The organism is Halalkalibacter sp. HAAS-P013 (assembly GCF_056619925.1).
Window position 1 is genome coordinate 281,730 of sequence record NZ_JBWQTU010000002.1, and the last position, 13,196, is coordinate 294,925.

Here is a 13,196-nt window from a genome sequence, read left to right on the forward strand (position 1 = left end):
TGAACCTCCTCATTTATCATTCAGTTTATATGTATCCTTCCACCTATATTATCATCTACATTCCTCTCTCAAGAAAACATTATACAAAAAATAAAACGACTTAATAAGGGAATGCCCTCTTAAGTCGTTTTTACCTCCCTAGGGGGGAGTTAAGATTCGGCCACATCTTAACTCCTCCTATACACTATGCAAATAATTAATATTGGTTAAATCTAATTTATTGTAGTAACTATCTTCTAACAAAGATGGGGCGTCTTATGAGTTTGTTGACGATGTCTTCACTTGGACTCGAAATTATAGAGTATTGTTGCATTTTTTTCTCACACTTGAAGACGCTAAATTAAAAATAGAGCTGTACCGAGGTGACTATGAATAAAATATTTATGATTCTGACCATTTTAGGAGTTCTACTGTCTGCCCTTGGCACCTTTTTAGCTTGGTCTCCAAGCATTATGTTTCTCATTTATAGTGTGACAATTTTAGCTCTAGCTTCCTATATAGGACGTGCCACAGAAAGCCTATCGATTATTTCCGGCCCAAGAATTGGCGGTTTATTGAGTGTTACTTTCGGAAATGCGGTTGAATTAACCATCTCAGTCTTTGCATTAAAAACAGGTTATTTAAACATCGTCCTTGCTTCTCTGACGGGTGCTGTTATCAGTAACTTACTTTTAGTTGCAGGACTATCATTTTTTATCGGAGGCATTAAGTTCAAGCGCCAATCATTTGATATTCATGATGCAAGACACAGCGTAGGGTTGCTCATGTTCGCTGTTGTTGTTTCGTTTGTATTCCCATATATATTTGCGACAATGCTAACAGATAGAGAAGTTTTACAGCTTAGTCTAGGGATAGCTATTATTATGCTGCTGCTGTACTTCGCTGCCCTCTTTTTTAAGCTTGTTACTCACCGTGGAGTATATACCAAAACAAGTGATACTGAGGAGGATGAAGAACCAGAGTGGACTAAAAAGAGATCAATGGCCATTTTAGCACTTGCAGCTCTCGCTGTAGCCTTTACGAGTGATCAATTAGTCGATACATTTGAAAGCGTTGCTGTTACATTTGGTTGGAGTGAAGTATTTATTGGTGTTATTATTGTAGCGATAATTGGAAATTCCGCTGAAAATATCACTGCGATTTATATGGCATTAAAAAATAAAATGAATGTTTCAGTTGAGATTGCAGTAGGGTCGACGTTGCAAATCGCGATGTTTGTAACACCTGTTCTAGTGTTGTTATCACTGTTTTTTGCAGTACCCATGCCTCTCGTTTTCTCGACTGAAGCTTTAATAGCCATGATTTTATCTGTTTTTCTAGCTACTGCCATGATCAATGACGGTGATTCAAATTGGTTTGAGGGATTAACGTTACTAGCTGCTTACGTTATAATGGCAATTGGTTTTTATTTTATATAATAATCCATCAAGAATTTAAAAGAGGGCACATCAAGGTCGTTTTTACCTTTTCAGTGCCCTCCTATTTCACTATTCTTTTATCTTTACATGGTACGTATTTAACCAGTAATCCATTTGGATAAAATGAGCTAGTAGCTGAGGTCCTGCCATTAATTGACCAAAGTAAGGCTGACCTGTTGGGAACCCGCCTGAATCTGCAATTTCTCTTAAGGCATCCTTATTTATAAATTCAAAAATTGCGGCATCCTTTTGAGCTAATACCTCTTTCATTCCTTTTTGTACAGCGGCCGTATATTTAGGATGATGCGTTTTTGGATACGGACTCTTCTTACGGTATAGAACATCATGCGGCAGTAAGCCTTCCAAAGCCTTTCTAAGAATCCCTTTTTCACGTCCTGCTAATTGTTTCATTTCCCATGGGATATTCCAAACATATTCAACGAGACGGTGATCAGAGAAAGGCACCCGTACTTCTAAGCTCGCTCCCATGCTCATCCGGTCTTTTCTATCAAGGAGATTGGTCATAAACCAAATAATATTTAAATACGAAATTTCCCGGCGCCTTGCCTCTTCAGGTGTATCTTCATCAAACGTAGGGGTTTCTTGGATAGTTTCTTTATAACGTTGATACACATATTGCTTTAAGTCTAATTTCTTTTTCCATTTATCATTTAAGAGATTTTCACGTTCATCAATGGAGCGCATCCAAGGAAATCCATCAATATTCATTATTTCCGGTTTATGAAACCATGGATATCCTCCAAAAATTTCATCGGCACATTCCCCTGATAACCCAACAGTCACATCTTCTTTGATTTCATGACAAAACCAAATTAACGATGAATCTATATCTGCCATACCTGGCAAGTCGCGAACATCGACGGCTTCTTTTAGGCGATTAGCTAGTTCATCAATCGAAATTACTTTATTATGATGTTCAGTCCCTAGAGCAGCTGACACGACTTTGACCCATGGTGCATCTGAATTTGGTTGGAAATCATTTGCTTTAAAGTATTTGTCATTCTCATCATAATCTATTGAATAACTCTTAATTGCCCCTTTTCCCTGTTTTTCATATACTTTTGCAGCAAGAGCCGTTAACGCACTTGAATCAATACCACCTGATAGAAACATCCCTACTGGTACATCAGCAAATAATTGACGCTCGACTGTATCCTCTAATAAATAACGAACATGCTCAGCTGTTTCTTCTACAGTATGTTTATGCTTTTTGCTCTTTAATGTCCAGTAGCGGCTTATCTTAGCTCCATTTCGATCATAGATGAGCATATGGGCAGGACGAAGTTCATTTATATCATCATACACCCCATGCCCTGGTGATCTAGATGGAGCTAGCCCCATAATTTCAGCAAGACCTTCCGTTTTGACTACTGGTTCAATATCACGATGAGCAAGCAATGCCTTTAACTCAGACCCAAAAAGTAAGCAGCCATTACGTACCGTGTAGAAAAGTGGTTTTACCCCTAGTCGGTCACGGGCCATAAATAGGCTCTCATCTTTATCATTCCATATTGCAAAAGCAAAGATGCCATTAAACTTTTCTAGACATTGATGCCCCCACTCAATATAGGACTTTAATAGAACTTCTGTATCGGAATGGCCTTTAAAATCATGCCCTCTCACAAGAAGCTCTTTTCGTATATCTTCAGTATTGTAGAGCTCCCCATTATAGACAATTGTATATGTTTTATTTTTGTAAGTACGACTCATTGGTTGAATGCCATTTTCTGGGTCAACAACTACTAGACGCGCATGACCAAAAGCTGCATGAGGTGATGTCCAAACATTCATATCATCCGGCCCTCGACGATTAAGAGTCTCTGCCATTTTACGTACTTGCTTTTCTTCTTTTCGTAAATCTTGACGCCAATCAATCCACCCTGTAATACCACACATGTATCATCAGCCCCTTTTGGGAAGTTTTCTCATGCTCTTGTAGAAGTAAGGTCCGTTCCCACTAATACCGAGCTTTTCTCTCTTTGTAATGTCCATATTAGGCCCTCTACTCATAAACTATCCTATTCAGAAACTTGGGCTAATGTGATGATTTTTTTCTTTCCGTAACATTCAATCATGATTAAAGATATGAAAATCATAGTAATGATTACAGCTGATACTTTTTTTATATAAATTATTCGAAAAGGAGAATGAGATTTGGGACGATCAAACGAAGGTCAAAAACGCTTCGCATCCAAAAAGGAGTACAAAAAGATTTTAAAAAAGAATCAATTACAACTATTGCACCTGCAGCATGAGCTTTATGAGTTAAAATTACCAGTCATTTTGATTTTTGAAGGCTTTGATGCAGCAGGAAAAGGTGGTGCAATCAAAAGAGTCACAGAACGTTTAGATCCACGCGGAAACACGGTTCACGGGGTCGCTGCCCCTGATGAACATGAATTAAAATACCATTACATGAGGCGTTTTTGGAAGAACCTACCTAAAAAAGGACAAATCACAATTTTTGACCGCTCTTGGTATGGTCGAGTTCTTGTGGAACGAGTCGAGGGATTTGCAACGAAAGAAGAATGGATGAGGGCATATGACGAAATTAATCATACTGAGAAAATGCTTGCCGAAGACGGTCATATAATTATGAAGTTTTGGCTTCAAATTACAAAAGATGAACAACTTGCCCGCTTCCAAGCGCGTGCAAATGATCCTTTTAAAAAGTGGAAATTAACTGATGAGGATTGGAGAAACCGTGAAAAGTGGGACCAGTATGAAGAAGCCATTGGGGAGATGATTGATAAAACAAATACCAAATTTGCGAAGTGGCATATAATAAATAGCAATGATAAAAAAGCAGCAAGAGTGGCTATCATCGAAGCCATCATTGCTGGATTTCAAAACAATACAGCAAAAATTCATCCATAACACACGAGTGACTGAAACATGTCGAAGGGTGGCTTGTTTCAGTCGACTCTTAGAATCATTACATGGATTTGTTTTCTGATCTAGAAGGTTGCTTCCTGTTTACTTGATGTATCCGAATTTTTCATTTCCACTTTGATATTCCCTACAATAATTCCGATAAAAATTAGAAACACCCCTAACCACTGTGTCCAATTAATCGTTTCGGATAATATAATAGCAGAAAGAATTATGGCAACGGGCAATTCAGAAGCAGAAAGAATGGTACCAAGACCCGCACCAATATGTGGCATACCAATTGAAAATAAAAGAGGCGGAAGTGCCACACCAAATAACCCTAACATAAAACTATAAGGCAAGACCCCCATAACGACTGAAACGTCTAAAAGGAACATCGGTGGAAACCATACACCAACTATCAAAAATCCCCCTAAAGATAGGAAGGAGCTTTTTTGAACAGGAGGAACAGTCTTCCCTACTGTTCCACTCACGTAAATGAATGTAGCAAATGCGATCGCTGCAAGAATCCCCCATACTACTCCGCTCAGCGAAAATATTCCATTTCCTTCAACTGCAAGTCCCGTTGCTAAAAGTGAACCTACAAACAAAATGAAGATAGCAACAAGTTTTTCACGTGAAGGTCTTTTCTTCTCAAAAATCCATTCCAATAGCGCTCCTATCCAGATAAATTGAAATAAAAATATAATGGCTAATGATGCATCAAGTGTTTGTAATGACAAATAATAAAAAATACCCGTTAATCCCATTGGCATACCAGCCAGTAGCAATTCTCGAGACTGTCTTAATGATAATTTTGTTCTTTTCGTGAATAAAGACAACAAGAATATAAGAATTGTCCCTATAATAAATTGTCCTCCTGTTACTTCTCCAACCGAAAATCCAGCCCCATATGCTAACTTAACAAAGGTTGATAATATACCAAAACAGCATCCAGCTAAAAATACTAGAAACGCATAATGCCAAACCTTCATCATCCACACTCCTCCCTCTTCATTTAGCTTAACCCAAACAAAAAAACACACTCTGTCCTACGACAAAGTGTGGTGAAAATAGAGTATCCTCTAGAAAAGTCCACGCCTGTTTTGAATACAATAAACAGGTTTTAGTAGTTACTAGTTTGATAGCTTTATTGTAAAAGGATGAACTGGTCACGTCAACTTCCTTTTTATATACTGTAACTGTTAAAGAAAAACTTGAAAAGACTGGCGTGAGCATAGGATGGACAAACGCTTTATTAAAAAACAAATGGATAATGTTATAAAAACCTACACAGAGCAAAGTTTTGGTCTACCTCTTACGAAAGAAGAAGAGGATCAATTACTGCAAAAGATAGTCATTCAAGTAAAACAACAAGGATTTGAAAACTTACCAGACATTCTACATGATGTTCTCTACCCTTTTTTCACTAATCAGGATGAGTGATTCCTTTTTTCCATTAACTTTTTCACATGCTCTTTTGGCTCCCAGCAATGAAAAGTATAGGTCGGCTTTGTTTCATAACCTAAACGAATGCAGCGATAGTGCATTCCTCCTCCTTGCTTTTTTTCAGCAACGAAATGATGACATGTTGCGCAGCAATGATAGCGGTTAGCCATAAGTTGCTCCCCTCTCTTCTTATTTTTGATTCAGCCTTCTGCCAGCAATTCGTTCTATCACTTTTGGCATAACTTGATATAAAGTGGAACCAATATTCATCCATTTAGGTAAGTTTAGCTCTCGTTTCGGCTTTTTGATAAGCTGAATTGTCTTAGCTGCGACATCTTCGGATTGCAACATCCACCGATCCACATTTTTAACATACGTTCCTTCCTGATCAGCTCGCTCAAAAAAAGGTGTCTTAATAGGACCCGGATTTACAGCACTAACATTAATTTTTGTATCCATTAACTCCATTCTAAGCCCATTTGTAAAACCTAAAACGGCATGCTTGGTAGCGGAGTAAACAGTTGACTTTGGCGTTGACAGTTTTCCTGCTTGTGAGGCAATATTAATTATATGGCCTTTATTGTTTTTTAACATATACGGGAGAACGGCTTTCGTTAATGCTATCAAACCAACGACATTCACAGAAAACATTTCCTTAACATCGTTTATATTAGCTGACACGACTTTATCAAACACTCCAAACCCTGCATTGTTAATTAGAACGTCAACTCGCCCAACCTCTTTCATAATCTGTTCTGTTCTTTCTTCAATCATCAAGGGATGGCTAACATCTAGCGAATATACAAACGCTATACCGCCCTGCTCTTCAATTATTCCTTTTAACTCCTGTAATTTATCAATATTTCGTGCTAGCAAAACAACGGTATAGCCTTTTTTCACCGCTTCTAGCGCAATCTCTCGTCCTAAGCCACTTGACGCTCCTGTTATCCAAATCGTTTTATTTGTGTTCATCTTTCCGCTCCTTAGTTTTATTCATTTATTTTTCTGTTTTTTCTGAGTAAGAGTTGACTACGAAGCCGGACCCTCATATAATGGAAAAAAAACATGACAAAAGCGTTGATAGGGATTAGTAAATGACCATTATGTGTAAAGAGAGTGGCTTCATCGGCTGAAAGAGTCATCACCTCTAATGATATTGAACCTGCCCTAGAGCTAGTCAGCTTAATACTTTACATTTTTATTAAGCTCGACCGTCCCCCACGATACGGGTAAGAGTGGGCAAATTGCCAACTAAGGTGGTACCGCGGAAACTAAGCTCTTCCGTCCTTATTATGATGAGGACGGAGGGGCTTTTATTTTTTGAACTAGTAATTTATTGAAATGAGGAGAGAATCATGAGTCGACAACGTCTCGTTGTTAAAATTGGTAGTAGTTCATTGACGACAAAGCACGGTGCTTTAAGTATGGAAAAAGTCACTGAATTTGTCAAAGCAATCGCACAACTTAAGCAAGCCGGTCATGAAGTGATCGTGATCTCTTCTGGCGCTGTTGCAGCTGGATTTAAGGCTCTAGGCTATCCAAGCAGGCCTGTCACAATTGCTGGCAAACAGGCTGCTGCTGCGGTGGGGCAGGCAATGCTCATGCAAGCCTATATTGAGCAGTTTGGAATTCATGAGTTAACCCCTGCCCAATTACTATTAACTAGACAAGATTTTTCAGATGAAACACGCTATGGGAATGCATATTCCACGTTAACAGAGCTATTAAAACGAGGCGCTATTCCGATTATTAACGAAAATGACTCGACTTCGATCGAAGAACTGACATTTGGAGATAATGACATGTTATCTGCCCTTGTTAGCGGGTTAATTCATGCGAATACCTTATGTATCATGACAGATGTGAACGGGCTCTATGATGATAACCCCCAAACAAACCCAAATGCTAAAAAAATCCACTATCTACCTTACGTTACCGATGACCTGCTCGCTCTAGCCGGGGAATCGACATCAAAAGTAGGTACAGGCGGCATGAAATCAAAAGTAAGCGCCGCACAAACAGCCTTAACATTAGGTGTAAACGTCTTTATTGGAAAAGGCGTTCAGAAAGAGACATTCACCGATATTTTAGAAGGAAAAGGTGATGGAACTTATATTGGGTCATTTCAACATGAAACGGTAATGCCAACAACAAAACAGTGGATTGCGCTTCATTCAAAAATCTCTGCTCGCCTTATGATTGACAAAGGAGCAGAACAAGCACTATTGCACCGAGGGAAAAGCCTTTTGCCTGTTGGCATTGTAGCTATAGAAGGTCAATTCACAACAGGGGATGTGATCGAAGTGGTCAATGAGACTGGCACCCTTATCGGCAAAGGAAAGGCCAACATGACACTGGAAGAATGTAATCATTTCCGAGAACAGCAAGGAACTAATAAAGATACAACTAAAAATAAACAACCTGTTGTCATTCATCGCAATGAATGGGTTCCACATATAAAGGAGACGATGAAACGATGAGCGAATTGAAAATCAAAGCAAAAAAAGCAAGCGAATGTGCCCGTGAACTAGCAACAAAAACAACGACAGAAAAGAACGAAGCTCTTGAAGCGATTGCCCTGCAACTCCTTCAAGAAGAAGAGTACCTATTAACAGAAAATGAAAAAGACATTCAAATCGCAAGAAACAACGGAACAAATGAAGGTATCATTGATCGGTTAACATTAACTTCTACAAGATTAAAAGATATGGCAGAAGGAATCAAACAGGTTATTTCACTAACAGATCCAGTAGGAGAAACTCTAGCAAGTATCGAGCGTCCAAATGGATTACAAATTCAAAAAGTACGTGTTCCTCTTGGAGTTATTGGGATGATCTATGAAGCTAGACCAAATGTGACAATCGACGCGTCAAGCCTTTGTCTAAAAGCGGGAAATGCAGTATTACTTCGTGGAAGTTCTTCTGCCATTCATTCCAATACAGCACTTGTAAAAGTGGTCCAACGTGCGTTAGAACAAACAACGATTCCAGTAGAAGCAATCCAATTAATTGAAGATACTAGCCGGGCAACAGCAGCAGAAATGTTCATACTAAATGAGTATTTAGATGTCCTGATTCCTCGCGGGGGTGCGTCACTTATTCAATCCGTAGTAAAAAATGCATCAGTACCAGTTTTAGAGACAGGAGTTGGCAATTGCCATCTTTACATTGATCACAATGCAGACACCAACATGGCTATCTCCGTAGCTGTTAATGCAAAAACACAGCGCCCTTCTGTTTGTAATGCAGTTGAAACGATTCTTGTAAATTCAACCTGGGCAACTGATCATTTCGAATCATTACTGCAAGCTCTCTCGGATAAAAATGTAGCTTTTGTCGGAGATGAAAAAACTAAGTCCTTTGATTCTAGAATTGAGGCAGCGCAAGAGGTTGATTGGACCGATGAATTTCTTGATTTAAAAGTCGCATTAAAAATTGTTGATTCATTGGACGAAGCAATCGAGCATATTCATCAATATGGAACGAAACACTCTGAGGCGATTATTAGTGAAGATGCAGACAATGTGGCAAACTTTTTGAACAAAGTAGATGCTGCTGCAGTTTACCATAATGCTTCCACACGTTTTACTGATGGTTTTGAATTTGGGTTCGGCGCTGAGATTGGTATAAGTACACAAAAGCTCCATGCTCGTGGACCAATGGGATTAGAAGCATTAACATCAACAAAATATATCGTCCATGGAACCGGACAAGTGAAAGGATAGGTGCGAATCGTTGTTACAAAACAAAACCATTACTTTTTTAGGTGCAGGATCAATGGCCGAAGCGATCATTGGTGGATTGGTAAGACAAGAAGTTGTCGAACCAAAGCAGATCATCGCAACAAACTTAAGTGATCAAGAAAAGTTACATTATCTTAAGAACATGTACGGAATACGAACGAATAGCGATCGTAGTGAAGCGGTTTGTCAAGGTGATATTGTCATTTTGGCAATGAAACCAAAGCATGTGAAAGAGGCCATTGATGACATTCAACATGCGACAAATGCAAACCAACTTTTCGTCTCGGTTTTAGCTGGAATTCCTACCTTCTATATTGAAGATTTATTAGGATCTAAGGCTGGTGTTATCAGAACGATGCCCAATACATCAGCAAAGGTTGGCGAATCTGCAACAGCGATTACGAAAGGAATCCATGCAACGGATAAACAGCTTAAAGAAGCGGAACAACTTTTTTCAGCTGTAGGAACGGTTACCATTGTAAAGGAAGATAAATTAGATGCTGTTACTGGGCTCGCAGGCAGCGGGCCAGCGTATTTTTATTATTTGGTTGAAGCAATGGAACAAGCTGCACATGAAGCAGGTCTTACACCTGAAGAGGCATCTGCACTTATCACTCAAACCATTGTTGGTGTAGGAAAAAGGCTGCAATCAACTAGCAAATCTTCAAGAGAGTTATATGAAGAAGTGATGAGCCCTAATGGTACAACAGAGGCTGGAATTAATGTCCTTAGAGAACGAAAAAGCCAAGAGGCTATGTGCAGTGCTGTAACCCGTGCAATATCAAGATCTAAGGAACTAGGTGAAGTGTTCACAAAAACAAAATAATATATTTTCTTTTAGGTAGACACAGCTTATGTGTTTACCTTTTTTTATTAACGAAACACCAGTTATTGAACTTGATTTGTTTGTACATACTGAATCGACAAAATACGATCTAGTCGAAACATAAAATACTTTTTCGATAATAACAATAAGCAATGATGCCTTGCTTATTTAACGATTTCACCAATATGTTTCATTGTAATAATGAAACATTCCCTGCTAGATAAATTATTTCTAGTTTCACTCTAAATTCTTTGCTGTTCCTTAATAATTGTACCATCCGCATTTGCCTTCCTTTTTCTTACATCTTCCAAACACAAATACGTTCCTTTTATCAAGAATGTAAGCTTGTAAAACAACAAACACTTTTTCATAAACTCAAAATCTAGTAGAATAAGTAATAGATTTGTTTCTTAAGGAGATGCGCCAAACATGGAAACTAGAAATAGCGAACTATCTAAATCCCCCTTTGTACGGACCGTTCAGAAGATTGTGTATCATCGTGCATTTACTACAACAATCATAACTCTTATTCTTATTAACGCCATCATTGTCGGGCTTGAGACATATCCCGATTTGTATAGAGCTTATTACGAGTGGTTTTATTTCATTGACTATATCCTGCTATGGATCTTTACAATTGAAATTGCCATGCGATTTATTGCAACGCGGCCGACAAAAGATTTCTTTAAAAGCAGCTGGAATTGGTTCGACTTTTTGATTGTTGCTGCTGGTCATGTATTTGTCGGAGCCCACTTCGTGACAGTGCTCAGGATTTTACGTGTGCTTCGTGTACTTCGTGCGATATCCGTTATTCCTTCATTGCGTCGCCTTGTAGATGCCTTGTTAATGACAATTCCTGCACTTGGTAACATAATGATTTTAATGAGTATCATTTTCTATATTTTTGCTGTAATAGGAACGATGTTGTTTGCTGGAGTTGCCCCTGAATACTTCGGAAACTTACAGCTGACTCTCTTAACGTTGTTTCAAGTTGTCACGCTAGAATCATGGGCAAGTGGTGTTATGAGGCCCATATTTGCTGAAGTTGCTTGGTCTTGGATCTATTTCGTTATTTTTATCTTAGTTGGCACATTCATTGTATTTAACCTCTTTATCGGGGTCATCGTTAATAATGTAGAAAAAGCGAATGAAGAAGAAGAAGAGGAAAACAAAAATTCAGAGTTAAAAGAACTACGACAAGAGGTAGCAGAAATGAAAGCAATGATCCAAGCATTGACAGAACGGAAATAAAAAAAGAACGAGGCTCCCCTCGTTCTTTTTTATTTCTTATTGAACCGTTTCGTCTGCACCACCAAAAAATTCATGATACAATTCAACAACTGTACGGTCTGCGTCTGAAGCATGAATCCCTAAAATTAAACTTACTTCAGAAGACCCTTGGTTAATCATTTCAATATTTACATTTGCTCTAGTTAAAGCTGCTGTTGCGCGCGAAGATATCCCGATTGTATTATGCATTCCTTCTCCCACAATCATAACCATGGCAAAATCACGTTCAACATAGACATCATCTACATGAAGTTCCTCTTGAATTCTTGAAACGACACGCTCCTCAATTTCTGCTGTTAACTGCTCTTGGCGGAGTATAACAGAAGTATCATCAATTCCTGATGGCATATGCTCATAAGACAATCCTTCGTCCTCTAATATTTGTAATAACTTGCGACCAAAACCTACTTCTCTGTTCATCAAATACTTACGAACATAGATCGTTGCAAATCCTTCATCTGCCGCTATTCCAATAACTGGATTCATGAAGTATTCTCTCTCAGCGATAATCATCGTTCCTGATGAGGAAGGATTATTTGTATTTTTTACGCAAACAGGAATTCCATTTCTGAACGCCGGAAATAAAGCTTCATCATGAAACACGGAGAAACCTGCATAAGACAACTCACGCATTTCTCGGTAAGTCATTTTTTTAATCTTAACAGGGTTATCAATAATATTAGGGTTGGCAGCAAAAACTGAATCAACATCTGTAAAATTCTCATATAAATCTGCTTTTACACCTGCTGCTAAAATAGAACCAGTAATATCAGACCCCCCTCGTGAAAAAGTTACGAGCGATCCTTCTTTTGAATAACCGAAAAATCCAGGAAACACAATAATTTCACTACGATCGCGTAAAGCTTTAAGGTGCTCATATGCTTCTGGTAAGACTTGTGCATTTCCTGGTTCATCACTAACAAATAGACCAGCATCTTGTGGATTTAAATATGTAGCATTTAATCCTATGCTTTGGAAGTATGCAGCAATTAATTTAGCATTGTTATCTTCACCACTTGCCTTTATTAAGTCCATGCATGCACCAGGACGATTACGATCAAACAAAAGACGCTCACGCAAATCTGCTTCAATCGTCGCAACGATTTCCTTTCCAAGGCTTAACCCTTCTGCAATATCTTCATAACGATTTAAGACAGCTTGTAATTCATTTTCCGTATCTTCATTTTTTAAATAGGTTTCACCAAGGTGGATAAGAAGGTCCGTCACTTTTGTATCATCACTGCTTCTTTTTCCCGGTGCGGAAACGACGATTATTTTTCTTTCTTTGTCTTCTGCAACAATGGAAGCTACCTTTTTAATTTGCTCCGCACTTGCGACTGATGTTCCCCCAAATTTCGCTACCTTCATCTTTTGTCTCCAGCTCCCTTATTCTTCATTTCTCTCTTCATTTATAAGTTTTTTGAACATTCTCAATATAGCATAATCAAGCAGGTTCTGCAAAATGATTCTTACACGTTTTAAGCTTACATACTCGCCTAAATCTTCTTCAGTTATTCTCACCACATTGTTCCACACAATCCTCCCTGATTCTTGACAATGGCTCCCATTCCCATAAGAA

12 protein-coding genes and 1 other annotated feature are annotated in these 13,196 nt (G+C 38.5%); of the genes, 7 read left to right on the forward strand and 5 right to left on the reverse strand.

What is annotated here, in order from left to right; all coding sequences use genetic code 11:
- Nucleotides 1-368 precede the first annotated feature (368 nt).
- Nucleotides 369-1,418 carry a calcium/proton exchanger gene (gene cax / locus AC1FXP_RS05280; RefSeq protein ID WP_480059139.1) on the forward strand — a complete coding sequence of 350 codons (1,050 nt, stop codon included), beginning with the start codon at nucleotides 369-371 and terminating at the stop codon, nucleotides 1,416-1,418.
- 69 nt (nucleotides 1,419-1,487) lie between these two features.
- Here the strand turns inward: cax and asnB are convergent, their stop codons facing one another.
- Nucleotides 1,488-3,335: an asparagine synthase (glutamine-hydrolyzing) gene (gene asnB, locus AC1FXP_RS05285; RefSeq protein ID WP_480059140.1), complete on the reverse strand. Its 1,848-nt coding sequence runs from the start codon at nucleotides 3,333-3,335 to the stop codon at nucleotides 1,488-1,490.
- 258 nt (nucleotides 3,336-3,593) lie between these two features.
- Here asnB and AC1FXP_RS05290 point away from each other — a divergent pair, with 258 nt between their 5' ends.
- A complete protein-coding gene (locus AC1FXP_RS05290; protein WP_480059141.1) occupies nucleotides 3,594-4,316 on the forward strand; it encodes a polyphosphate kinase 2 family protein in 723 nt (240 codons plus the stop codon).
- 80 nt (nucleotides 4,317-4,396) lie between these two features.
- Here AC1FXP_RS05290 and AC1FXP_RS05295 read toward each other — a convergent pair whose 3' ends face one another.
- Entirely contained in the window at nucleotides 4,397-5,305 is a 909-nt protein-coding gene (locus AC1FXP_RS05295; protein ID WP_480059505.1) for an EamA family transporter, read from the reverse strand.
- A 247-nt stretch (nucleotides 5,306-5,552) separates the two neighbouring features.
- Here AC1FXP_RS05295 and AC1FXP_RS05300 point away from each other — a divergent pair, with 247 nt between their 5' ends.
- Entirely contained in the window at nucleotides 5,553-5,756 is a 204-nt protein-coding gene (locus tag AC1FXP_RS05300; protein ID WP_480059142.1) for a YqzH family protein, read from the forward strand.
- Here AC1FXP_RS05300 and AC1FXP_RS05305 read toward each other — a convergent pair.
- On the reverse strand, nucleotides 5,744-5,929 hold the full coding sequence (locus AC1FXP_RS05305; protein ID WP_480059143.1) for a hypothetical protein: 186 nt from the start codon (nucleotides 5,927-5,929) through the stop codon (nucleotides 5,744-5,746). The genes AC1FXP_RS05300 and AC1FXP_RS05305 overlap by 13 nt on opposite strands.
- 19 nt (nucleotides 5,930-5,948) lie before the next feature.
- Nucleotides 5,949-6,731: an SDR family NAD(P)-dependent oxidoreductase gene (locus tag AC1FXP_RS05310; protein WP_480059144.1), complete on the reverse strand. Its 783-nt coding sequence runs from the start codon at nucleotides 6,729-6,731 to the stop codon at nucleotides 5,949-5,951.
- A gap of 96 nt (nucleotides 6,732-6,827) precedes the next feature.
- Nucleotides 6,828-7,051 (forward strand) — a binding site (T-box leader).
- Nucleotides 7,052-7,114: 63 nt separating this feature from the next.
- On the opposite strand from AC1FXP_RS05310, the gene proB reads away from it, so the two are divergent.
- The 4 genes from proB (at nucleotide 7,115) to AC1FXP_RS05330 (ending at nucleotide 11,578) form a co-directional block, all read left to right on the forward strand.
- A complete protein-coding gene (proB, locus tag AC1FXP_RS05315) occupies nucleotides 7,115-8,239 on the forward strand; it encodes a glutamate 5-kinase (protein WP_480059145.1) in 1,125 nt (374 codons plus the stop codon).
- The gene (locus AC1FXP_RS05320) at nucleotides 8,236-9,483 is read left to right on the forward strand and encodes a glutamate-5-semialdehyde dehydrogenase (RefSeq protein ID WP_480059146.1); all 1,248 of its coding nucleotides are present in this window, start codon (nucleotides 8,236-8,238) and stop codon (nucleotides 9,481-9,483) included. Before proB ends, AC1FXP_RS05320 begins: the two co-directional genes overlap by 4 nt.
- 10 nt (nucleotides 9,484-9,493) lie before the next feature.
- Complete coding sequence (gene proC, locus AC1FXP_RS05325; protein WP_480059147.1) at nucleotides 9,494-10,327, forward strand: pyrroline-5-carboxylate reductase; 834 nt, start codon at nucleotides 9,494-9,496, stop codon at nucleotides 10,325-10,327.
- 429 nt (nucleotides 10,328-10,756) lie between these two features.
- The gene (locus AC1FXP_RS05330; protein WP_480059148.1) at nucleotides 10,757-11,578 is read left to right on the forward strand and encodes an ion transporter; all 822 of its coding nucleotides are present in this window, start codon (nucleotides 10,757-10,759) and stop codon (nucleotides 11,576-11,578) included.
- A gap of 36 nt (nucleotides 11,579-11,614) precedes the next feature.
- On the opposite strand, the gene AC1FXP_RS05335 is transcribed toward AC1FXP_RS05330, so the two are convergent.
- On the reverse strand, nucleotides 11,615-12,985 hold the full coding sequence (locus AC1FXP_RS05335) for an aspartate kinase (protein WP_480059149.1): 1,371 nt from the start codon (nucleotides 12,983-12,985) through the stop codon (nucleotides 11,615-11,617).
- Nucleotides 12,986-13,196: the final 211 nt, after the last annotated feature.